Source organism: Pseudomonas sp. p21, from assembly GCF_001642705.1.
In the GTDB taxonomy this organism is placed as follows: domain Bacteria; phylum Pseudomonadota; class Gammaproteobacteria; order Pseudomonadales; family Pseudomonadaceae; genus Aquipseudomonas.
In genome coordinates this window covers 102,868-122,595 of record NZ_LWBV01000009.1, presented here as the reverse complement: position 1 = coordinate 122,595, position 19,728 = coordinate 102,868, and the positions used below count along the sequence as shown (strand labels likewise).

Below are 19,728 nucleotides of genomic sequence, written 5' to 3'. Positions count from 1 at the left end.
CCAGGAAAGATCGGTCCGCCTCAGGAAAGGGAGTCCTGTACGTCCTTGTTGGCTGATGCCTTGTAGTAGCTGACGGTGAACAACGGTTCGCCCCCGGTGAGGGCTTCACCCAGAGCGGCCAGTGCCGTCGACGAGTTGACCTTGACCGTGTCGAGGGCGTAATGCAGCGCCTGCCTGGCCGGGTCGAGCCGGCCATTGCCGCAGATTGCCCCGGCAATGGCGCCGGTAACCACGCCAGCCTGGGTACTGCCGCAGGCGCGGGTGATGGTCAGCCCCACCAGGGCCGGGCTCGGGTTCGCAGCGGCGCGGGCGGTCAGCTTGTAGCAGTTGCCCAGGTCATAGAAGGTTTCGCCAGCGGCTTCGCAGGCTTTTTCGGCAGCGTCGAGGGCGGCGCCTGCCAATTGAAAGGCCTGGGCCTGGTTGCCGGCACCGCGCACCCGTTGCGCGGCGGTCGCGGCCTGGGTGGCCAGGGCCGCTACACGTCCGGCGCCGTTGCTGAGGATGTCCCGTGCCCGGGTGGCCTGGTCGTTCGCGGCTTGCGCGGCGACGGTGTATTCGGACAGGGGCACGTAGCGGTTGACCAACTGGTACGCCGTGCCCAACCCGTCGATACAGTCCGCCAGCGCAGCGAAACCGGCCAGCGGACCGGGCACCGCCGCACTGGCGGTGGCGGCGGTTTGCGCTGCGCTGTCGACGCAACGGTAGACGTCGTCCATGTTGGCGGCGCGCTGGAGGGCACTGCGCTGCGCGTCGATCGCGTCCAGCCAGTCTTCCTGGTCGAGGGGTTGCACGCTCAACCGGGCGAGGTACTCGCTATTGATTCCGCCGCTGGTCTTGCTGCGCAGTATCCACAAGGCGGTCGCCGCATCGCGCGCCTCGGTGGTGTTGGCCAGCGCCGTGACCACATCCACCAGCGTGCCTTTGACCGCCGCTTCGGCAGCGGCCTTGGCGGCCACCGGGTTGGGCGTCAGGCCCACGGCCTTGGCGGCGATATCGGCAATCGCGAGCACCGCGCGCCAGGTGCTGGCCGGGAAGTTGCGGTTGGCGAAGGCCTGGGCCTCGCTGACCTTCACCAGTAGGTTGCCGGGCCGGTTGCTGGCATTCGGATCACCGGCAACGATGCCCAGGGTGACGAAGGCATTGCTCATGTTCTCGGCGCTGTCGAAGCCGGTGAAATAGGTGCGCCGTGGCCGCCCGGGCGAGGCCGGCGGCGGGGGTGGGGTGACGCCGTTGCCGCGGGGATAGCCGTTGAGCACGTCGACCGTGGCCGCAGCCGGGTGGCCGTGCTGGTTGCCCGTGCTGTTGGAAACCATCACCGCCAGCGGACGCATGCGTTGGAGGAATTGTGCCGAGGTGGCGGTGTCGGCGCCATGGTGGCTGGCCTTGACTACCAGGACACGGCCGGCGGCATCGTCGTTGGGGTTGGCAAGTTGGGCGATCAGGGCTTCCTGGGGGTCCTCTATATCGCCACCGATGTAGTAGGTGAATTCGCCGAAGCGTAGCAGGAAGGCCAGGCTGCAGGCGTTCTCCGCTTCGCTGACCCCCTGTGCGGCCTTGACCGGGGTGCCGTTGGGGCGCTGCACCCACTGGTTGCAGGCGATGCAGGTCAAGGTCGGTGCGCGGTCGCCGCTGAGCTGGAGGAGTTCTGCCTGAGGGCCGCTGAGCAGCCATTGCGGGGCCTGGTTGATCGCCTGGCTGACCTGGAAGGCCGTGGCACCGGCGGGAACCGCTGGGCTGCCGGTTTTGGACACCATGCTGGAGGTAATGCTGGGCTTCAGGTCTGCGGCCTGCACAGCGCGGGTCACGCGGTTGCGTTCGGGCTTGCGGTTGATCGAGGTGAGGTAGCGCAAGTACAGGTCACTGGGCCCCAAGGCTGGCCAGCCACGGTCGTAGACACGCGCCGTGTCGAAGGTGGTCACCGGCTTCTCGAGCAATGCTGCCACCCCGCCCAGATGGTCGCCGTCGTAGTGGGTGACGACCACGGCATCGACCTTGGCCAGCCCGGCCTTGTCGGTGATGTAGCTGTACACGTGGGGCGCGGCGTCCTTGCGCCCGCCGTCGATCAGCACCGCACGGACCCGCTGGCCCTCGGCATTTTCCGGGTTTTTCGCGACGATCAGGGTCGCGTCGCCGGCCTTCTTCACATCGATGTGGTGAATCTCCAGCGACCAGGCCATGGCTCAGGCGCTCGCGCGGGCGGCCACGGCGCCGCTCAGGGTGTCGATCAGCGCATCGATGCTCGACAGCGAATTGAGCTGCTCTACCGGCACCTTGATACGCAGTTCGCGCATGGCATCGGAGACGATGGTGATGATGTCCAGGCTGCTGGCGCCGAGGTGGTCGAAGCGCAGCTGGGTGTCGATCGGGCCGAGGTCGAGGAAGGCCAGGGCGGCCTCGGTATGGCGCAGGACCACTTCGCGAACCATCTCGTGGATATCGTGCATAGCGTCGCTCCTTGTCATGGCACCCAGTTCAGGCCACCGGTGAGGTGGATGGCCTGGCCGTTGATGAAGGCGGCCCCGTCGCAGGCCAGGTACAGGACGGCCTGGGCCACGTCGTCTGGCGTGCCGAGGCGGCCGCTCGGGCACTGCCCGAGCCAGTGTTCGAAGGTTTTTGGCGCCGCCGTCTCGCGGCTCATGTCGGTGTCCACCAGGCCTAGCACCAAGGCGTTGGCGGTGATGCCGCGGCGCCCGTATTCGCGCGCCAGGGTGGCGGCCATGGCGATCAGCCCAGCCTTGGACACGTTGTAGGCGATCTGCCCGCTCATGCCGTACGCGGCCACCGAGGAGAGCAGCACGATGCGCCCGCGGCGACGGGCGATAAAGCCCGGCAGCAGGGTTCGGCACAGGCGAAAGTTGCCGTCCAGGTTGACTTCCATCACCGCCCGCCAGTCGGCGTCAGGCAGTGACACGGCCAGGCTTGGGCGGTTGATAGCGGCATTGCCCACGAGCACGTCGATGCCGTCCAGCAATTGGTCGGCCTCTTCGCAGACGGCATCGATGGCTGCGCCATCGGCCATGTCCAGACGCAGGGCCAGGCAGCGCCGCTGCGGGGCTATTTCCTTCGCGTGGCGCTGCAGCGCGGTGGCGGCTGCGGCGTCCTGGTTCCAGGTGAAGGCGACATCATGGCCGGCCAGCAGCGCCTGTTCGACGATGCGTCGGCCGATGCCGCGGCTGCCACCGGTGACGAGGAAGTTCATGGACGGGGCTCCCAGCGACCCAGGATCGCCACACAGTTGTTGCCGCCGAAGCCGAAGGCGTTCTTCAGCAGGTAGCGCACCGGATGCGCCACCGCACCGGCGGCGCAGACATCGAAGTCGAGTTCCGGGTCGGGGTCGTCGAGGTTGATGGTCGGGTGCAACTGACCGGCGCGCATCTGCGCGATGGCCGCCACCAGCTCCACCAGCGGCGCCGACCAGCAGGTATGGCCGAGCATGGATTTCGGTGCGTTGACCTTGAGCCGGTCCAGGTGCGCGCCGAACACCCGGCGGATCGAGCGGGCTTCGGTAAGGTCGCCCAGCGGCGTCGAGGTAGCGTGGGCACAGATGAAATCGATATCGCCGGGCTGCAGGCGGGCTTCGCGCAGGGCAGCCTGGATGGTGCGGGTCTGGCCATCTTCTTGCGGGCTTGGCTGGCGACTGGCATCGGAGCGGGCGGCCACGGCGAGGACTTCGCACAGCGGCTCGGCGCCGCGGGCCTGGGCGAGGTCAGCACGTTCGAGGACCAGGCAGGCGCCGCCGTGGGCCGGGACGAAGCCTTCGCGGCGGCGGTCGAAAGGCCGGCTTGCCTGTTCCGGGTGATCGTTGAAGGAGCGCTGGCTGACCGCCTGCATCAGGGCCAGGGCGTGCAGCTCCAGCGGCGAGTAATCGAGCACCGGGGCCAGCACCACGACCCGTTGGGCATCGCCGAAACGGATCTCGTTGAACGCCGCGCGCAGCGCCAGGGCGCCGCTGGCGCAAGCCCCGCCGACGCTGTAGCCGGGGCCGCGGATGCCGAGGACTTCCGAAGCCACCGCGGCATGGTCGGTGTCCAGCCCGGCGAGGCCGAACTGAACGTCGATATGGTCGGGGTCCTGCTCGAACTGGCGGAAATTGTTGTAGTAATAGTTCTGGCCGATGTTGTGGCCGCCGACGATGATCGCGGTTTCGCCGTCATCACCCGCAGGCAGGTCGAACAGCCCGGCGTCCTGCCAGGCGCGCCCGGCCATCAGCACCGACAGCGCGGTGGACCAGGGCAGACGGTTGCTCGCCCGGCGCAGGCGCAGGCGCGGTGCATCCGTGAGGCTGTCGGCCAGGGCGCAGAGGCGCGGGCGCGGATCGAAGCCTTCCAGGCTACCACCAACCTTGGTCGCGATCTGGCGGTCGAAGCTGCTCCAGCGACGAATGCCAGAGTGCCCGGCCAACAGGTTGTCGAGCAGGCTACCGGGGTCCTCGCCGAGGGCTGTAAGCACCGACATCCCTGTCACTACCACATGGGGCGTTTCAGACATGACATCCCTCCATCACTACCACGCTGCGCACAGCGCCGGCGACGCTGATACGCCCGCCGAAGATCGCCAGCATGCCGTTGTCGTCGAGCATTCGTACCTCGATGTCCATGATGTCGCCAGGGCGCACCTGGCCAAGAAACTGGGCGCCGAACACCCGCGTGGCGAGGATCTCCAGCGGTTGCGCCGGGCAGCCCCGGGCCATGTGCAGCAGGCACTGGCCGGCCTGGGCGATGGCTTCTCCCTGGAGCGCACCGGGGTAGATCGGGTTGCCGGGGAAATGCCCGCCGAGCACCGGATCCTCGGGATCGACGCGGCGTTGTGCGTGCAGCACATGGTTGTCCGGGTCCCAGGCCAGGACGCGGTCTATCAGCAGGAACGGCGACCGGTGTGGCAGCATCTGCTCCAGGGGCGGAAAGGCAACCGCGGCGGAGGATCCCGCCGTGGCTTGCAGCAGTGGACCACGACGCAGACGAGCGAGTGCGGCTGCGACGTCCAGGGCGGCGCTGGTGCTGGCCATGTCAGGCCGCCCGGGCCTTAGTCACGGCCACGGCGTTGTCCAGCACCCATTGCAGGGCGGCGTCGGCTTCCACCTTGGGCACCGCAGCCACCGCGCAGGAGGCTGCGTTGCGGCAGGCAATGCCGTAGTGCTCGTAGCCGGCGAACCATACAGCTTCATAGGCGGCGACGGTGTGTAGCGGCGTACCGTTGCCACTGCCACTGCGCAACCCCTGGCTCAGGGGTTCCATCAACGCCTTGACCGCACCCCGATAGCCCTCGACCTGTTGCCGGATATTGGCGTTGAGGGCAACGCCACGTGGCAGACTGCGGGTCTCCACCAAGGCTTGTTCATAGGCGTTGATAGTGCTGCTTACGAAGTGGTTGCTTCCTACTACCGGGTCGCTGCTGGCCGCGTGTTTGGCGAAAGCCAGCGACAGTTCGCGGAATTCCGCTTCGCTGAAGAACTCGTCCTGCAGGGCGAGGTAGACCTTCACCGGCAGCGGGATCGGCAGAGTCGCCAGGATCTCCAGGGGCAGTTCGGTGGCATTGTGCTGGGCGAACATCTCGCGGATCTTCGCCTCGGGGAAATCGTCGCAACGGGCAAGCTGGATCACCCGGTCCACGGACATTGTGTAGCTCATGACGGGCTTCCTCTCAGGTGTTGGACAGGGTGTAGGCGACGGTGATGGTGTCGCCGGCTGTGGGGAAGGTCTTGTTGTAGTTGTATGACGAAGCCGTGCCACCGACGCCGAGGATGTTCGCGGAGTTGGTACCGTTCATGGTGAACTGCAGGATGAACTGGGTGCCGTCGTCGGCCTGGTAGGTGACCTTGCCGTCCGGCGTCTGGCCGTTGGCGACAAACACGGTGGTCGCGTTGCTGCCTGCCGCCACCGAGGTCGGCGGGGTGGTCGTCCAGTTGGCACCGTTGAGGCTGTACTGGGTGCTGACCAGCACCAGCCGTTGCGAGGTGGTGAGGGTACCGGTGCAGGTACGGTTGGGGGTTGGACTGCTGCCGCCGCCACTACTCATAAGCGTTCTCCATGATGGCTTTGCTGTGTGGGTGGGTCAGGATGCCGCGGCCAGAAGCGTGCCGGACAGGAAGCCCGCAGAAACACGGCTGACCGTGTTCGGCAGGGCGGAAAGAGTGGTGGCGGCGCTGGGCCAGTTCACGGCATTGCGCGTCGCACCCATCGGCCCCTTGGCCGTTGCGGCAGCGAGGAACACATAGCCCTCGTCGCGAACCGCGCAGTTGAGGTCGAGGGCCGGGGTCAGGCCGCTGCTGGCGACGTTCTCCACCCCTTGCCAGGCGCGCGCGGCGTTGACCTTGGCATGCTTGAGAGTGCTGCCCTGGGCGGCGAAGAGGTGAACGAACTGGCCCTGCACTGCGGCGCCGGCGCTGATGCAGTCGATCGTCGAGCCGGCGTCAAGGCCTAGGCGCGTGCTGACCTCGCTCCAACCGCTGTCCCAGACCTGGGCGCCATTGCGCACGCTGAGCCAGATACCCTTGCTGCCGGAGGCAAAGACGAACAGCTGGCCGTTGATGACCGCGCAGGCCACCCGGGTGCAGCCGGCCGGCAGGCCGCTTGAGGGAATCGCGCTGAAGCCGCTCCACGCCGCACCGGCCGCCTGGCTGGCCAGCCATACCTGGTTGCCGGACAGGGCCGCGACCACTACCACGCTGCCGGCCAGGGTGGCGGCGATGTCGCCGACCTGGCCGACGTTGGCGGTGCTCAGGGGCATTGGTTGCTGGCTTTCCCAGTTGCCGACCACCGTGGCCGAGTTGTGCCCGATGACCCCGTTGGCCAAGGTGAAGACGAAGAGCCGGCTGGCCAGGCTGGTGGTGGCCAGCGCCTGGATCGGCGAAGGCTGCACCGGCGGTGATACGGCCTTCACAGCCGACCAGGTGCCGACGCCGTTCTGGCTGGCCAGCCAGGACAGGCCGGTGGTTTGGTGATAGGGCGCGAAAGCCTTCAGCAACTCGTGGTAGCAGACCAGGCAGAAGCCGGCGGCGGGATCGCGCATCAGGCAGTTCTGGCTGGGCCGGTAGATGCCCTTGAGGTAATTGCCGCCGCCTTCGAAGGCGCCGATCATCCAAGGTTGCCAGCCGCTGGCCGACACATCGGAGGGCAGGGCACTGAAGCCGGGCGTCAGATACTGCTTCCACTTCAGCGAGGCGGCGTTGAGGTTGGTGGTGAGGTTGGGGCTGCTGGGCTCGATGTCCGGATAGCTGGCGGTCTGGGTGGCGTATTCGACGCCGAGTCCGGCCACCAGTTGGGCGATGGCCCGGGCCAGCAGGGCAACGTTGCCGCTGTCCAGGGTCAGGGTGCACAGGCTGCCGCCGAAGCTGCCGCCGGCGCTGCTGGTGTTGGCGATGACCACGGCCAGGTGCCAGGTGAGGCCGGCGGTGGTCAGGGCAGCGCTGACTTTCGTCGGGTCGGCGCTCAGGTTGCTGGCCGAGGCGCCGCAGCTGGCAGTGCCCAAGGCGCTGTTCGGCGACAGGCCGGACTGGCTGGAAACGGTGTCGAGCTGGTAGACGTTGATAGCGTCCTGCAGGCGCCAGGAAATCGGCACGATGCTGTTGAGGCCGCTGATCAGCGTGGTGACGGCCTGGTGGAAGGCCTCGAGTTGGCTGGAGGTGAAGCCGTCGCCGGTGATGGCGATGAGAAAGCGTTTTCCGTCGGTACCGTTGTCGACGATTTTCGAGCACGAAGCAGCAGCATCCATCAGAAAAGCCCTCATCCCTAAGGTCAAAATTCTTACTGGAAAACGCAAACTGACTTTACTTCACTCATGGCATATTGCTATAGGTTTTTCCTGGTCGTCAATACGTAAGCGTAAGATGGTCCCCGATCCTCCCCAAGTCCACTCCCTCGAAGATACCCCCATTCGTGGTGCTGATGGATGATGCCAAGCTGGGCATGATCAGCTGATTTCACGTTATTGATGGGGGCACACGAAGCGTGCCGCTCTTTGCAATGGGAAGGCGGGCGTCCTGTTCGATTCTTTCTGCGCCCAGGCGTAATTCCGAGATATCGCGCTTTGGCGGCGTGCCGAATTGCCGCCCATATTCGCGACTGAACTGCGAGGGGCTTTCATAGCCGACCTTGAAGGCTGCAGTGGCGGCATCCAGGTGTTCATTGAGCATCAGCCTTTTCGCCTCGTTCAACCTCAACCATTTCTGATACTGCAACGGGCTCATTGCGGTGAGCTGGCGGAAGTGCTGATGGAAGGTCGAGAGCCCCATCTGCACCCGAGAGGCCAACTCATCTACCCGCAGCGGCGCGGCGTAGTTCAGCTTCAGCCAGTCGATGGCCTTGGCGATTCGATGCCCCTTGCTGCCGATGGAGGCGATGGACCGGAGCAGGGGGGCCTGGTCGCTCAGCAGCAACCGATAGTGGATTTCTCGCTGAATCAGGGGCCAGAGCACGGGTATCGCATCAGGCTCCTCCAAAAGCTCGATCAGTCGGCTGAAGCTCTCCAGCAGCTTTGGGCCCAGCACACCGACGCCGGCGCTTGTGTGAACAGACTCACCGCGCACCGTAAGACGGCCATCTTGCGCGATCAACTCTGCCAGTGTGCGCAGGTCGAGCTTGAACACCAGGCCCAGGCACGGTGCGCCTTCGCTGGCCATCGTCACTGCCGAATGGGCGGGGATGTTCAGCGAGGTGACCAGGAAGCGGGTCGTGTCATAGGGGAACACGTCGCTGCCGATGACCATTTCCTTGGCACCCTGCACGACCAGCACGATGCTCGGCTCGACGATGCAGGTGATCGGTGGGGCTGGAGTGTTACGCCGGTAGACGCAGAGGTCTGCGATGCGTGTCGCGAAATCGCCAGCCGTTGGCGTGTGGGCGCCGATGACCTTGCATAGCGTGGCCATCGGGTGCGTGAGCAAGGGCGGTTGTGTGGTGGCGGACATAGGAAGCCTCCGATCATCTTGTGGAAAACACTACTCGCGCGTCCGTTCAGGTGTCCATGCCCGGGCGGCATGGTCTGGAGATTCAGGCAAGAAAACCACTCGTTTGATCTACTGATACGCCGTTTTAACCGAGGAAGATGGGCGGCAGGCGAGGTGGCCAGAGTGCTTTGCAGCGACTGCCCCTCGCACCACTTCCATTTCGAGCAGACAGGAAATGTGCATGAAGTCATTGTTCGTTGCGTTTGCCCTGATGGCCAGTTCATTCACTGCGGGAGCCGCCGACATGTCCCATGGGGCCAACAATTTCTACAAGAGTGAGCAGGTATCACTCGAACGCGTTTCCTTCAAGAACCAGTTTCAGTTGAACACGGTCGGAAACCTGTTCGTTCCCAAAAACCTGAACCGCAATACCCGTTATCCCGCCATTATCGTCGGCCACCCGATGGGGGCGGTGAAGGAACAAAGCTCGAATCTCTACGCCCAGAAACTGGCAGAGCAGGGGTTCGTCACCCTGGCTATCGACTTGTCGTTCTGGGGCGAAAGCGAGGGGCGTCCGCGCAACCTGGTATCGCCGGACATCTACGCGGAAGACTTCAGTGCGGCGGTCGACTATCTCGGTGCCCAAGCCTTCGTCGATCGCAACCGTATCGGTGTGCTGGGCATTTGCGGCAGCGGCAGTTTCGCTATCAGCGCAGCCAAGATCGACCCTCGAATGAAAGCCATTGCCACGGTCAGCATGTATGACATGGGCGCCGCCAATCGCAATGGACTCAAGCATGGTGTAACGCTCGAGCAGCGCAAACAGGCTATAGCCGAAGCGGCTGCACAGCGGGATGTGGAGTTTGCCGGCGGGGATACCAAGTACACCAGCGGCACGGTTGATCGGCTGACCGAGCATTCCAACGCCATCGAGCGGGAGTTCTACGATTTTTACCGTACACCTCGGGGTGAGTTCACTCCCAAGGGCCTGCCACCACTACTGACAACGCACCCAACCCTGACCAGCAACGTCAGGTTCATGAACTTCTACCCGTTCAATGATATCGAGACGATTTCGCCACGCCCGATGCTGTTCATCGCGGGAGAGAACGCGCACTCGCGTGAGTTCAGCGAAGAGGCGTATCGCCTTGCCGGCGAACCCAAGGCGCTGGTGATCGTGCCTGGCGCCGGTCATGTCGACCTCTATGATCGCGTCGAATTGATTCCCTTTGGCAAGCTGACCGCTTTCTTCCGCGAAAACCTCAAGTAACCCCTGCTTTCAGCCCGGCAGGCTCGGCTTGGGCATCTGCTTTTCTGTAACTTGCGCCACGAGAACCACCATGACCAGCTCAGCGATACCTCTTCAACATTCAAGCAGACAGGTCTGGGGCGCCGTCCTGGCGATGTCACTCTGTGCCTTTGCCCTGGTGGCGTCCGAATTTCTGCCGGTGAGCTTGCTTACGCCACTTGCCACTGATTTGTCGCTTACTGAAGGCCAGGCCGGTCAAGCCATTTCGATCTCGGGCTTCTTCGCCGTAGTCACCAGTTTGTTGCTGTCCACCCTGACGCAGGGGACTGATCGAAAGCCCGTCCTGATGGGCACCACGGCGTTAATGCTGGTTTCCGGCGCAATGGTGGCGTTTGCCCCTGATTACGTGACCTTGATGATGGGGCGGGCCGTGCTTGGGATCGCCATTGGTGGCTATTGGTCGATGTCCACCGCGGTGATGATGCGTATCGCGCCTGAAGCCCTCGTTCCCAAAGCCATTGCCGTGATGCAGGGCGGTACTGCGCTGGCCACGGCAATCGCGGCCCCGGTCGGCAGTTACCTGGGCGGCCTGATCGGCTGGAGAGGGGCATTCCTCTGTGTCGTACCTTTGGCTGCAATTGCGTTGATCTGGCAAGCCTTTACGCTGCCGGCAATGCCTAGCGAGCGCGGTACGGTTTCGGTGACCGGCCCCCTGCGTTTGCTGGGAGACAGCAAGGTTGCGCTTGGCATGGCTGCAGTCGCATTCCTCTTCATGGGGCAGTTCACGCTGTTTACCTACCTTCGCCCGTTCCTGGAAACCGTGACACACGTGGACGTGCCCACGCTGTCGCTGCTGCTGCTGATCATTGGTGTGGCGGGACTGGTGGGAACGATGATGGTTGGTTCGCTCGTAAGCCGGCATCTGTTCAGAGTGCTGCCAGGTATTCCCCTGCTGATGGCCGTCGTCGCATTCGCTGTGATTTCGACTGGTTCATGGATTGTCCCGACGGCGGTGCTGCTTGGTGGCTGGGGCTTGATTGCCACTTGTGCGCCAGTGGGTTGGTTCACCTGGCTAGCCAGGATGCTGCCCGAGGACGCCGAGGCCGGGGGAGGCCTGATGGTCGCGGTGATACAGCTGGCGATAACGGTAGGTGCGACTTCGGGTGGGGTGCTTTATGACGGTGTTGGGTACCAGGCGACCTTCATCGCCAGTGGAATGATGCTCTTGGTAGCGACTGCCTTGACCATGAGGGTAGGGCGGCATCGATAGAGTACAAATGTGCCCCCTAAGTGAACCAAGGCTCAGTTTTGAATGGACGCTTGTCGCTGCCAGGCCTGCGGCGACATCCCCTCGGCCTTCACGAATGTGCGACAAAAGTGGGACTGATCGCAGAAGCCGCACTCCAGTGCGATTTCGGCGAGCATCATTCCCGAGCTCCCCAGTAGCTCTTTGCTTTTGCGCAACCGTTGCTCACGCATCCACTGCTGCGGGGGCACCTGCAGGGTATCCCTGAACATTCGTGTGAAATGGCTACGCGACAGCGAGCAGGCTTGGGCGAGTTCCGTAACCGTTATGCCGGTGTCCAGGTTCTCCAGTATCAACCACTTGGCAGTCGTGACCTGCCAGGGCTTGAGGAGCCCGGTTGTTTTCAGTGCGACAGTCGCCAGCACAGTGCAGTGATCACTGTTCATACAAATCCATTTATCAATGAAGTGGGCACGCACGTTTCGAGTGGGCAGAGCAGGCCACTGCAGCCTCGGCGCGGGCTACAGACGATAAACACTCGATTTGATGGCCTGGCTCAGCCAGCCGGCGTACCCATCAGCGGGTCAATGAACAGCCCCTGGATGCAGGGGCTGGCAATGGTCAGACAGTAGCAGCAACCGGGGCCAGGGTTGGGCCGTGCTGAACGCGCTCTGGTGCTTTGTGCACCATGGTGTAGGCATAGTCGACACCCATGCCGTAGGCGCCGGAGTGTTCTTTCACCAGCTCCATGACGGCATCGTAGGTGTCGCGGTTTTTCCAGTCGCGCTGCCACTCCAGCAGCACTTGCTGCCAGGTCACCGGAATTACGCCTGCCTGGATCATGCGCTGCATGGCGTAGTCGTGGGCTTCCTTGGTGGTGCCACCGGAGGCGTCAGCAACCATGTAGATTTCATAGCCGGCATCGTTCATCGCCGACAGCGCGAAGGTGGTGTTGCACACCTCCGTCCACAGGCCGGATACGATGACCTTGTTGCGACCGTTTTTCTTCAGCGCGTCTCGCACCTTCTGGTCATCCCAGGAGTTCATGGAGGTTCGCTCCAGCAGCGGTGCGTCGGGGAAGACGGCGAGCAGCTCAGGGTAGGTGTGCCCAGAGAAGCTTTCAGTCTCGACCGTCGTGATGATGGTGGGCACATTGAAGATTCTGGCCGCCTTGGCCAGGCCTACGGTGTTGTTTTTCAGCGTCTGGCGATCAATGCTCTGAACGCCGAAGGCCATCTGTGGCTGCTGATCGATGAAGATCAGTTGGCTGTTGAACGGGGTCAGGACTTCAGTTTTTGGATTGTTCATTTTGGTTCCCTGTCAGCTGGATGATGGTCATCGCACAAGTCACGGCGCCTGCCTTCTGCAGACTGTGCTGAGGCACTGGATGACGTCCTCAGTGATGCCCGTTGCTTGAGTCCGAGCAAAGATAGCGAATCGCAGCGCGAAGTGCTGGCGCACTTATGCGCTCTCAGAAGCGCATTAATGCGCCATACGCTTGTTCATCCTGCTGCTAGGATTCGCACGCAAACGCGGATCTACCTGATCCGGTTTGCGCCAGGAGAAAGCGATGGCAGCTTCACAACTACTCAACAAACAAACCGCCTATTGGGGCGTTCCGTGGGAGAAGGCTTACGGGTATACGCAGGCACGGCGGGTAGGGAACGAGATCTACGTATCGGGCCAGTTCAATCATGACGAAGAAGGGAACCTGGTCGCGCCGGCACCCTTGGATCGTGACGGCAGGCCCTGTGATTTCTCTTCGATGGGGGACCAGATGCGCGCCTGCTACGACAATATCGCCAAGCTGCTCGCGCTGTACGGAGCGACGCTTGAAGATGTTGTGGAAGAGACGCTCTACGTACTGGACATGGACGCGGCCTTTGCCGTGGTCGGCACGGTGCGCAAGGCCGCGTACGGCACAGAGCGGCCTCAATGCGCCAGTAACATCATCGGCGTCTCGAGGCTTGCCCAGCGCCCTCAGCTGATCGAAATCACCTGCAAAGCGGTACTTGGCTCACGCGCTGAGTGACCTGCACTCCCGGTTTCGCTCTACGTGACCGGGAGTACCAATTGGCCCTCGATCAACGGCTTCTGGTTGGCAACGGCAGCTGCACAGAAGGTCATGAATGCCTTGACCCGCCACGATTTGCGGATGTCCTGGTGCGTCAGCAGCCACAGCTCATCCTGCAGCTCCGGTACCACCGGGCCGACCCGTTCAAGCCCAGGCGTGATATCACCCAACATGCAGGGTAAAAACCCCACCCCCAGGCCTGCCGCGATTGCAGCACTCGCCGCCGCAACCGAGTCGGTACGGTACGAGATGCACTCGGCAGCGACCCTGTTTTCGACATAGCTCGTTGCCTTGAGCCCGCGTAGCGCTGCGGAATAGGAAACCCAGGCCTGGCCTTCAGTGAACAGAGGAGCAGGCGTCATGTGGTTGCTGCTGCCGTAGGGAGCCCAGGCGATTGTGGCCAGTTTGCGACCCACCAGGCTTTCGGCGGGTTTCCTGGTCGCTCGAACCGCAATATCCGATTCGTCTCGTGCAAGGCTCAGTGATTCGTTGCCCACCAGCACCTCAATCGTGATGCCTTCATTGAGGGCCTTGAAGTCCGCGATGATGGGGGTGAGGAAGTAAAGAAGCAGTGAGTCGCTGGTGGTGATACGAAGCTTGCCGAGCGGCCCCTGGCCAGCACGTGAGACACGCCGCGTCACGCTGACGATGTCCAGCTCCACGCGCTCGGCGAGCGCACGTAACTCCGCGCCCTCGATGGTGAGCAAATAGCCTGATTTGCGGTGATCGAACAAGGCTACGCCAAGTGTCTTTTCAACCTGGGAGACCCTGCGTGAGACGGTGGACACGTTGATGCCGAGCTTCTTGGCCGTGGCAGCGCGATTGCCACATTCACTGAGCGTTTTGATGATCCGCAGGTCGTCCCATGAGAGCTGGTTGGCAGCCTCATTCGCGTTCCATTTCACGTCCTTGGGGGCAGCGGGGGTAGTTGGGACATTTCCAGGTAACGACTTCACGAAATCCGTTCCAAATCAGATTGCAACGATCATACGAGAAGGGGCTGCGTGAACCAAGCACGAGCATGAAGCGGAATGAGGGGCTTCGGTCGTCCCTTCATGCACACATCAGCACTTGTCGGCGTTATCCTGAATAGTGAGCCCAGCAGCCTTTGGGGAACTACCATGCGCAAGCTGACACTGTTGTTCGCGATCGCTGCATTTGCTGGTTGCCAGGCGCCGATGCCCACTGCCAACCCACAGATGGCTTGGGTCGATCTCTCGATGCCATTCCCGAATGACCGTGTGCTGTTGGCCGAACGCCTGGATAAACAACGCCTGCGCGACGGTCGCTTCTTTGAGGTCAGCCCCGGCAGCCATGAATTGGTCGTCAGGTTCGACTACGAAGTCAATGGTGGTGGTGGCATCAGCCTGATGGGGGGCAGCACGGTAAGGCAATGCTATCTGACCATCGACTACGCGCATTTCAAGGCAGGGCAGCGCTATGTACTCGAGGCCCGCTCCATGGCCATGACGCCAGAGGCGAGGCTCTATGATGCGAAGGGAGAGATTGTGGCGCAGGTCACGGAACTCTATTGCCTGATGTGATGGGGCTGCATACATCAATATCACGCTTCGCGGGCAACCCCACACCTCATGCCGGCCTGGTGGAGTGACGGCGTCCCGGATGACAACTTGTCTCGAAAAATCAGAATTTTTCGCTTTCTTGTAGGGCATTTCCCAAAGATACTGTTGCCGCCTTTTTTCCGTTGCGGGTGCCCTGGCAGGGCTCTAGTCTGGGCCTGTCGCTGCTCATCAGTGACACGGCTTTGACAGGCCGCAACGGTTTAAGCATTCGGCTTTCCTTTTATGGTGGCTGTGCGTGGGGCACGCTTGCGTGCGCCGGAACTTGCTTATTCCGCCGGTCTGTCAACCTACGTACAGCTGCCACCCTTCTGTTTGACAGCAGTCAGGTGGCGCTCTCATAAAGGTAATAAGCAATTGACTACTGACGAATCGAACGAGAAAACCACCGTAGGCAAGACCACGTTCTACCAAGGTGAAAACCAGACCCATCCGCTGTTTCGCATCGAAGCCGGCATTCCTTGCAAGAGCGCTCGGGAGCAGGCTTCGGAATTGATGGGGTACGTGAGGGAACTGACGATTGTCGGGTTGATGGACGAAAAGCCGATGATGATCTGGGCTGCGCATTACCTTAGCGCGTTGGCCAAGGCGCTGATGGACGATGCCGAGCTGGGTATGATGCGCTGAGCTCATTCCACCCGTGGCGGTCCGCGAAACGCGGCCGCCTTCACATTAGCTGCCGCCGTTCAGCTCTTAAAGAGTATTTATTCGCAACGGAAATCCGTACGATTCGAAAAGCTCCCAAACGTCCTCGCGATCGAAGAGCCGCCACCCCAGTGTCGTGAACTGCATCAGGTCATCTTCGCTGGGAAAGGAGTAGTAGGCCCCGGCAGATGGATCTTGAAACGTCCCCGGCATAGGCTCATTGTGCTCCAAGCGCCTGATTGCGTTCATGATGAGACGTGCGCCTGGTTGATAAAGTGAAAGGATGTGCCACAGCAAGGAGCGCTCCTTGTCGACTGCCACCCGGGCAGTCTCGATGATGCGACCAACATCAATGCCGGGACTGTCAATCCAATGGAGAGTACAGCCGATCTCCGGGGCCCCGTTCAGCAGCGCCCGGAAGGTCGCGAGAACACCTCGATACTGAGGCAAGAGGCCAGAGTGAAGATTGAGGACGCCGCGTGACGGAATTGCCAACGCTTCATTCTTCAGGATTTGACCAAAGCGGATTGAGATGAACAGATCCGCTCCCGCATCCTGCAGCATTTGCAGGCCCGCAGGATCCCTCAAGCTGGGCAATACCTGTACAGGAACCCCAAAGCGTTGCTGCAGGTCTGCAAAACCGAATCGAAGCCCGCTGCTGACCTGGTCGCTCGATCTGATTAACCCAGGGGGCAAGGCATTGAAGAAGTCCTGCTCGATCAATGCCAGTTGTCCGAGCATGCGTGGCACCTTGCTGCCCGATCCCACTCTCTCCGAGAGGAAAATTCCCACTGTGCTCTCGTGAATCTCGGGTAACAGGTAATTGAGAGTGAGATTGCTCTCAACGTCCCGGTTCACCAGAAAAGCGATTCGCAACTTTAGACCTCCGGCAGACCTGCCTTGAGATGCTGCAATGGCCAATTCAACACAAGCGGATCAATCCCATTACCATTGTTTTGCCATGACGTATGGACGGAAGGCTCGATCTGCTCGGTCCGTTCGGGTAGCAGACCTAGCATAGTTGCATTTATGCAAAAGGCTTGAGGAAGGCGGCAGATGTCGAGGCTACCGGCAATGGCGGAGTGGGGTGCCTCGATCAGTGTGGTTGAGGTCAACCGTATTTTGTTCTGTGGGCGAGCAGCGAAGGCTGTGATAATGGAGGGGAATCACAAGGGCCATGCCATGCTGACCATCTCTAATAACGTGCACCTGCCAGATGCCGACATCGAACTGACATACATCCGCGCGCAAGGCGCAGGTGGGCAGAATGTCAACAAGGTGTCCAGCGCCGTGCACCTGCGCTTCGACATTCCCGCCTCGTCGCTGCCCGAATTTTACAAGGAGCGGCTGTTGGCGCTGCGTGACAGTCGCATCACCGGCGACGGCGTGTTGATCATCAAGGCACAACAATACCGCACACAGGAGCAGAACCGCGCTGACGCACTGGCGCGTCTTGCCGAGTTGATCATCGCCGCCGGCAAGACCGAGAAGAAACGCCGTCCCACCAAGCCTACCCTTGGCTCGAAGACCCGCCGCCTTGAAGGCAAAGCCAGGCGCAGCACCGTCAAGGCCGGGCGGGGCAAGGTGGAGTTCTAGGCGCTCCGGTTCATTGATCAGGCTTGTACCGCGCTGACCCCACCAGTGGGCATGGATTTTTTGCGCACCGCTTGATAGAGAAGGCTGGACACCATGAAGCCTGCAATGGCCAGTACGCTCATCAGGATGAACACATAGTTGTAGCCCTGTTGACCAGGGAAGTGATCCAGGATCGCGCCATAGATGACGTAGGCAAACATGCCGGGTGCATAGCCGATCAGGCAACCGATGCCGAAGGCCGAACCGGTGATGTGCTGGGGAATGCCGACTTCGCCCATGGGCGCCCAGAACACGCCGCGCATCGAGAACACAATCAGGGCGAAGGAGAGGGTGGCCGCCATCCCCGCATAGATGAAGCCCGGGCTTTTAGGAATCAGCATGATCACGCCCATCAGCGGCAGTAGCGCCAGAAATGCCCACTTCAGGTAACGGCTGGTGCTCTTGAACTGCTTGTCAGCAATGAAACCGCCGGCAGGCCCGCCGAGGATTTTCAGGAAGTATTGGTTGATGATGCCGTAGGCGCCTACCAACGCCACGGGCAACCCGTACATTTCCTTGAGGTAGGGAATGAAATAGGTCAGGCCGCAGTAGACGATGTAGACCATGAACACGTTGAGACTGACCAACCAGATGCCGGGTACCTTGATCGCTTCCATCAGGTTCGCCAGACCGTTTTTCGGCCTGGCGACCGATTGCGCGTTACCGCCCTTGAGCAGGAGCCAGGTCAGGGTGCCGGCCAGAATGTCGATGACCGAGTAGAACAGGATCGCCGACTTCAGGCCGGTTTCCCCTGAGCCCATGGCGACGAACACGCCCAGTGCGGAAAAGGCCACCAGCGTATCGACCACGCCACGTCCGCCTTCCAGCAGGCCGAACAACCGGCCTTGCTCCTGATCGTCACCCAGATTACGGATGGCTTTGAGCAGCGATGGCCAGAACAGGCAGTCGGCACAGACGGCCAGCAGACTGAACACGATCAGCAGGCTGCTGAAGGGCGGAAAGGTTGCCAGGTACAACCCAAGGCTTCCGGTCCCGATCAGGCCGAGGGGGATCAGTTTGCGCGTGTCGTAGCGATCGGCGAGCAGGCCGCCAAGCACAAACAGTGCAGTCGCGATGATCGCGTTGGCACTCAACAGCATGCCGATTTCAGTGTGGTTCAGGCCCATGAACTCCTGCATGGGGACGTAGAAGGCGTCCTTGAGGTTCGCCAACTTGTAAATGGTACCGCCACCGAGGATGAGAATCAGGAATCTGAGCCATTTGGCCTTGTTTTGAGTTGTCATTATTGTTCTCCGAGCGTAATCGGGTCGTCAGGTTCAGGCGTTGGAAGGGGTGGCCAGGGTCAGTTCAGCCAAGGTGCGCAGTTCGCCCAGCACGCGTCGGACATAGGCCACCTGATTGTTTGCCCAGCGGTGTTCGTCGGCCAGCATGCGCTCGAGCGAGTAGCCTTTCGGGAGCGGCGTTTCGCTCATCTCCCGGTAAGCAATGAATGGATCGGCTGCTTCAAAGCGCTGACGGAAGGCCGGGGCCACGTAGTGGTTTTCCTGCTCAAGAATAAACGCGATCACCTGTGGGGTTGCTTCGCCCAGCATCAACAGTTCGAACAGCATGCGGGCGCTGGGCAGATCGTCTTCATCGCTGCCTTGCAATACGCCGTAATGGCCAAAGCCGTTTTGTTCGGGGACGATGCGCACGCCCTTGAGGTGAACCTGGCGGATGTGCGGCGCCAGGTTGTGCAGGGCCTGCAAGGGCTGTTCACAGGCATTGATCATGTTGCCGAAGTCGAACAGGGCATGCAGGCGAGGGTGGTTGAGGCGGTTGAGCAGTTGCGCGATTTCGCTGCTCTTGAGTTCTTCATGCTGCTCGAAGTCAAAGTACAGATCGTTAGCGTCGGCCTGTTGTGCGAGGTAGTGCAGGTCGGTCTCGATCACGTCCATGACCTGCGACAGCGTGCCCTCGTAACGTGAGTAGACACGGATGTTGCGTACCCCCAGGGCCTTGGCGATGGCGATCACCTGGTCGACATCCTTTTTCAGCGTGCTGCTGATTTCCAGGTGCACATCCAGCCCCAGCGCCTTGGCCTTGCTGGCAAACGCCTGGAGCTGCTCTGGCGACATCTGGCTCAGGCTGTTTTCCTCACCGTCGAGCAAGTGCAGGCTCAGACCTTGCAGCTCGTGGCGATAGGCGAAGTCCAGCAGGTCGGCGGGGGTGACACGACCGTGGGTGAGGTTGGTCAGTAGCGGATAGGCGTGGGCAAACAGGCGCAATTGCCCGAGACGCTCAAGCAACCGCTGGGCCAGTGCCTCGGTCAGCACTGGAGCCGCCTCGTGTTCGACCACCTTATGGCTGAGCAAGGCGTTGAATCGTTCCTGGATCTTATTGTTCATTAGCGTCGTTCCTGGTTCAGACACCGGGTCTACCGGCGCAGCCTTTATCGCGCCAGTCAGGAACGCT

Annotated in this window: 21 protein-coding genes; 6 read left to right on the top strand and 15 right to left on the bottom strand. The window is 61.8% G+C overall.

Translation table 11 applies throughout. The features are described 5' to 3' along the window. Nucleotides 1-20: 20 nt before the first annotated feature. The 9 genes from A4C63_RS22825 to A4C63_RS22785 all read right to left on the bottom strand — a co-directional run bounded on the left by A4C63_RS22825 (nucleotide 21) and on the right by A4C63_RS22785 (nucleotide 8,905). Entirely contained in the window at nucleotides 21-2,177 is a 2,157-nt protein-coding gene (locus A4C63_RS22825) for a ComEC/Rec2 family competence protein (protein ID WP_063914711.1), read from the bottom strand. 3 nt (nucleotides 2,178-2,180) lie between these two features. Then, nucleotides 2,181-2,444, bottom strand: coding sequence for an acyl carrier protein (locus tag A4C63_RS22820; protein ID WP_172827549.1), 264 nt, complete (start codon nucleotides 2,442-2,444; stop codon nucleotides 2,181-2,183). A gap of 14 nt (nucleotides 2,445-2,458) precedes the next feature. Continuing rightward, entirely contained in the window at nucleotides 2,459-3,199 is a 741-nt protein-coding gene (locus A4C63_RS22815; RefSeq protein ID WP_063914709.1) for an SDR family NAD(P)-dependent oxidoreductase, read from the bottom strand. Further along, on the bottom strand, nucleotides 3,196-4,488 hold the full coding sequence (locus A4C63_RS22810) for a beta-ketoacyl synthase (RefSeq protein WP_063914708.1): 1,293 nt from the start codon (nucleotides 4,486-4,488) through the stop codon (nucleotides 3,196-3,198). The genes A4C63_RS22815 and A4C63_RS22810 overlap by 4 nt, the downstream gene beginning before the upstream one ends. Then, nucleotides 4,481-5,005, bottom strand: coding sequence for a 3-hydroxyacyl-ACP dehydratase FabZ family protein (locus A4C63_RS22805; RefSeq protein ID WP_082888403.1), 525 nt, complete (start codon nucleotides 5,003-5,005; stop codon nucleotides 4,481-4,483). The genes A4C63_RS22810 and A4C63_RS22805 overlap by 8 nt, the downstream gene beginning before the upstream one ends. A 1-nt stretch (nucleotide 5,006) precedes the next feature. After that, a complete protein-coding gene (locus A4C63_RS22800) occupies nucleotides 5,007-5,627 on the bottom strand; it encodes a hypothetical protein (protein WP_063914707.1) in 621 nt (206 codons plus the stop codon). A gap of 13 nt (nucleotides 5,628-5,640) precedes the next feature. Next, nucleotides 5,641-6,015 carry a hypothetical protein gene (locus A4C63_RS22795; RefSeq protein ID WP_063914706.1) on the bottom strand — a complete coding sequence of 125 codons (375 nt, stop codon included), beginning with the start codon at nucleotides 6,013-6,015 and terminating at the stop codon, nucleotides 5,641-5,643. Between the two features lie 36 nt (nucleotides 6,016-6,051). Continuing rightward, complete coding sequence (locus A4C63_RS22790) at nucleotides 6,052-7,710, bottom strand: M64 family metallopeptidase (RefSeq protein ID WP_063914705.1); 1,659 nt, start codon at nucleotides 7,708-7,710, stop codon at nucleotides 6,052-6,054. 208 nt (nucleotides 7,711-7,918) lie between these two features. Then, entirely contained in the window at nucleotides 7,919-8,905 is a 987-nt protein-coding gene (locus A4C63_RS22785) for an AraC family transcriptional regulator (RefSeq protein WP_082888401.1), read from the bottom strand. A 220-nt stretch (nucleotides 8,906-9,125) separates the two neighbouring features. Here A4C63_RS22785 and A4C63_RS22780 point away from each other — a divergent pair, with 220 nt between their 5' ends. Continuing rightward, nucleotides 9,126-10,154, top strand: coding sequence for an alpha/beta hydrolase (locus A4C63_RS22780; protein WP_063914704.1), 1,029 nt, complete (start codon nucleotides 9,126-9,128; stop codon nucleotides 10,152-10,154). A gap of 70 nt (nucleotides 10,155-10,224) precedes the next feature. Further along, nucleotides 10,225-11,403 carry an MFS transporter gene (locus A4C63_RS22775; protein ID WP_063914703.1) on the top strand — a complete coding sequence of 393 codons (1,179 nt, stop codon included), beginning with the start codon at nucleotides 10,225-10,227 and terminating at the stop codon, nucleotides 11,401-11,403. Between the two features lie 32 nt (nucleotides 11,404-11,435). Here the strand turns inward: A4C63_RS22775 and A4C63_RS22770 are convergent, their stop codons facing one another. Both A4C63_RS22770 and A4C63_RS22765 read right to left on the bottom strand, forming a co-directional pair. After that, nucleotides 11,436-11,825 carry an AraC family transcriptional regulator gene (locus A4C63_RS22770; RefSeq protein ID WP_063914702.1) on the bottom strand — a complete coding sequence of 130 codons (390 nt, stop codon included), beginning with the start codon at nucleotides 11,823-11,825 and terminating at the stop codon, nucleotides 11,436-11,438. A gap of 175 nt (nucleotides 11,826-12,000) precedes the next feature. Beyond that, nucleotides 12,001-12,687 carry a hydrolase gene (locus tag A4C63_RS22765; RefSeq protein WP_063914701.1) on the bottom strand — a complete coding sequence of 229 codons (687 nt, stop codon included), beginning with the start codon at nucleotides 12,685-12,687 and terminating at the stop codon, nucleotides 12,001-12,003. 262 nt (nucleotides 12,688-12,949) lie between these two features. On the opposite strand from A4C63_RS22765, the gene A4C63_RS22760 reads away from it, so the two are divergent. After that, nucleotides 12,950-13,411 carry a RidA family protein gene (locus A4C63_RS22760; protein WP_063914700.1) on the top strand — a complete coding sequence of 154 codons (462 nt, stop codon included), beginning with the start codon at nucleotides 12,950-12,952 and terminating at the stop codon, nucleotides 13,409-13,411. Nucleotides 13,412-13,431: 20 nt separating this feature from the next. On the opposite strand, the gene A4C63_RS22755 is transcribed toward A4C63_RS22760, so the two are convergent. Beyond that, a complete protein-coding gene (locus A4C63_RS22755) occupies nucleotides 13,432-14,409 on the bottom strand; it encodes a LysR family transcriptional regulator (RefSeq protein ID WP_063914699.1) in 978 nt (325 codons plus the stop codon). A gap of 165 nt (nucleotides 14,410-14,574) precedes the next feature. On the opposite strand from A4C63_RS22755, the gene A4C63_RS22750 reads away from it, so the two are divergent. Both A4C63_RS22750 and A4C63_RS22745 read left to right on the top strand, forming a co-directional pair. Continuing rightward, on the top strand, nucleotides 14,575-14,997 hold the full coding sequence (locus tag A4C63_RS22750) for a hypothetical protein (RefSeq protein ID WP_063914698.1): 423 nt from the start codon (nucleotides 14,575-14,577) through the stop codon (nucleotides 14,995-14,997). 393 nt (nucleotides 14,998-15,390) lie between these two features. Continuing rightward, nucleotides 15,391-15,660 carry a DUF3077 domain-containing protein gene (locus A4C63_RS22745; RefSeq protein WP_063914697.1) on the top strand — a complete coding sequence of 90 codons (270 nt, stop codon included), beginning with the start codon at nucleotides 15,391-15,393 and terminating at the stop codon, nucleotides 15,658-15,660. A 66-nt stretch (nucleotides 15,661-15,726) separates the two neighbouring features. Here A4C63_RS22745 and A4C63_RS22740 read toward each other — a convergent pair whose 3' ends face one another. Beyond that, nucleotides 15,727-16,419: a formyl transferase gene (locus tag A4C63_RS22740; RefSeq protein WP_256202969.1), complete on the bottom strand. Its 693-nt coding sequence runs from the start codon at nucleotides 16,417-16,419 to the stop codon at nucleotides 15,727-15,729. Nucleotides 16,420-16,860: 441 nt separating this feature from the next. Between A4C63_RS22740 and arfB the strand changes: the two genes are divergently transcribed. Further along, on the top strand, nucleotides 16,861-17,274 hold the full coding sequence (gene arfB / locus A4C63_RS22735) for an alternative ribosome rescue aminoacyl-tRNA hydrolase ArfB (RefSeq protein WP_063914882.1): 414 nt from the start codon (nucleotides 16,861-16,863) through the stop codon (nucleotides 17,272-17,274). Between the two features lie 17 nt (nucleotides 17,275-17,291). Here the strand turns inward: arfB and A4C63_RS22730 are convergent, their stop codons facing one another. Continuing rightward, entirely contained in the window at nucleotides 17,292-18,557 is a 1,266-nt protein-coding gene (locus tag A4C63_RS22730; protein ID WP_063914695.1) for an MFS transporter, read from the bottom strand. A gap of 33 nt (nucleotides 18,558-18,590) precedes the next feature. After that, nucleotides 18,591-19,661: a sugar phosphate isomerase/epimerase gene (locus A4C63_RS22725; protein ID WP_063914694.1), complete on the bottom strand. Its 1,071-nt coding sequence runs from the start codon at nucleotides 19,659-19,661 to the stop codon at nucleotides 18,591-18,593. Nucleotides 19,662-19,728 lie beyond the last annotated feature (67 nt).

What these genes read in the sequence shown, in the direction of transcription:
- A4C63_RS22775 (WP_063914703.1), top strand. Translation starts at nt 10,225, where the DNA reads ATGACCAGCTCAGCGATACCTCTTCAACATTCAAGCAGACAGGTCTGG.
- A4C63_RS22785 (WP_082888401.1), bottom strand. Translation starts at nt 8,905, where the DNA reads ATGTCCGCCACCACACAACCGCCCTTGCTCACGCACCCGATGGCCACG.
- A4C63_RS22725 (WP_063914694.1), bottom strand. Translation starts at nt 19,661, where the DNA reads ATGAACAATAAGATCCAGGAACGATTCAACGCCTTGCTCAGCCATAAG.
- A4C63_RS22820 (WP_172827549.1), bottom strand. Translation starts at nt 2,444, where the DNA reads ATGCACGATATCCACGAGATGGTTCGCGAAGTGGTCCTGCGCCATACC.
- A4C63_RS22825 (WP_063914711.1), bottom strand. Translation starts at nt 2,177, where the DNA reads ATGGCCTGGTCGCTGGAGATTCACCACATCGATGTGAAGAAGGCCGGC.
- A4C63_RS22780 (WP_063914704.1), top strand. Translation starts at nt 9,126, where the DNA reads ATGAAGTCATTGTTCGTTGCGTTTGCCCTGATGGCCAGTTCATTCACT.
- A4C63_RS22815 (WP_063914709.1), bottom strand. Translation starts at nt 3,199, where the DNA reads ATGAACTTCCTCGTCACCGGTGGCAGCCGCGGCATCGGCCGACGCATC.
- A4C63_RS22805 (WP_082888403.1), bottom strand. Translation starts at nt 5,005, where the DNA reads ATGGCCAGCACCAGCGCCGCCCTGGACGTCGCAGCCGCACTCGCTCGT.
- arfB (WP_063914882.1), top strand. Translation starts at nt 16,861, where the DNA reads ATGCTGACCATCTCTAATAACGTGCACCTGCCAGATGCCGACATCGAA.
- A4C63_RS22800 (WP_063914707.1), bottom strand. Translation starts at nt 5,627, where the DNA reads ATGAGCTACACAATGTCCGTGGACCGGGTGATCCAGCTTGCCCGTTGC.
- A4C63_RS22760 (WP_063914700.1), top strand. Translation starts at nt 12,950, where the DNA reads ATGGCAGCTTCACAACTACTCAACAAACAAACCGCCTATTGGGGCGTT.
- A4C63_RS22740 (WP_256202969.1), bottom strand. Translation starts at nt 16,419, where the DNA reads ATGCTCGGACAACTGGCATTGATCGAGCAGGACTTCTTCAATGCCTTG.
- A4C63_RS22770 (WP_063914702.1), bottom strand. Translation starts at nt 11,825, where the DNA reads ATGAACAGTGATCACTGCACTGTGCTGGCGACTGTCGCACTGAAAACA.
- A4C63_RS22750 (WP_063914698.1), top strand. Translation starts at nt 14,575, where the DNA reads ATGCGCAAGCTGACACTGTTGTTCGCGATCGCTGCATTTGCTGGTTGC.
- A4C63_RS22795 (WP_063914706.1), bottom strand. Translation starts at nt 6,015, where the DNA reads ATGAGTAGTGGCGGCGGCAGCAGTCCAACCCCCAACCGTACCTGCACC.
- A4C63_RS22790 (WP_063914705.1), bottom strand. Translation starts at nt 7,710, where the DNA reads ATGGATGCTGCTGCTTCGTGCTCGAAAATCGTCGACAACGGTACCGAC.
- A4C63_RS22810 (WP_063914708.1), bottom strand. Translation starts at nt 4,488, where the DNA reads ATGTCTGAAACGCCCCATGTGGTAGTGACAGGGATGTCGGTGCTTACA.
- A4C63_RS22730 (WP_063914695.1), bottom strand. Translation starts at nt 18,557, where the DNA reads ATGACAACTCAAAACAAGGCCAAATGGCTCAGATTCCTGATTCTCATC.
- A4C63_RS22765 (WP_063914701.1), bottom strand. Translation starts at nt 12,687, where the DNA reads ATGAACAATCCAAAAACTGAAGTCCTGACCCCGTTCAACAGCCAACTG.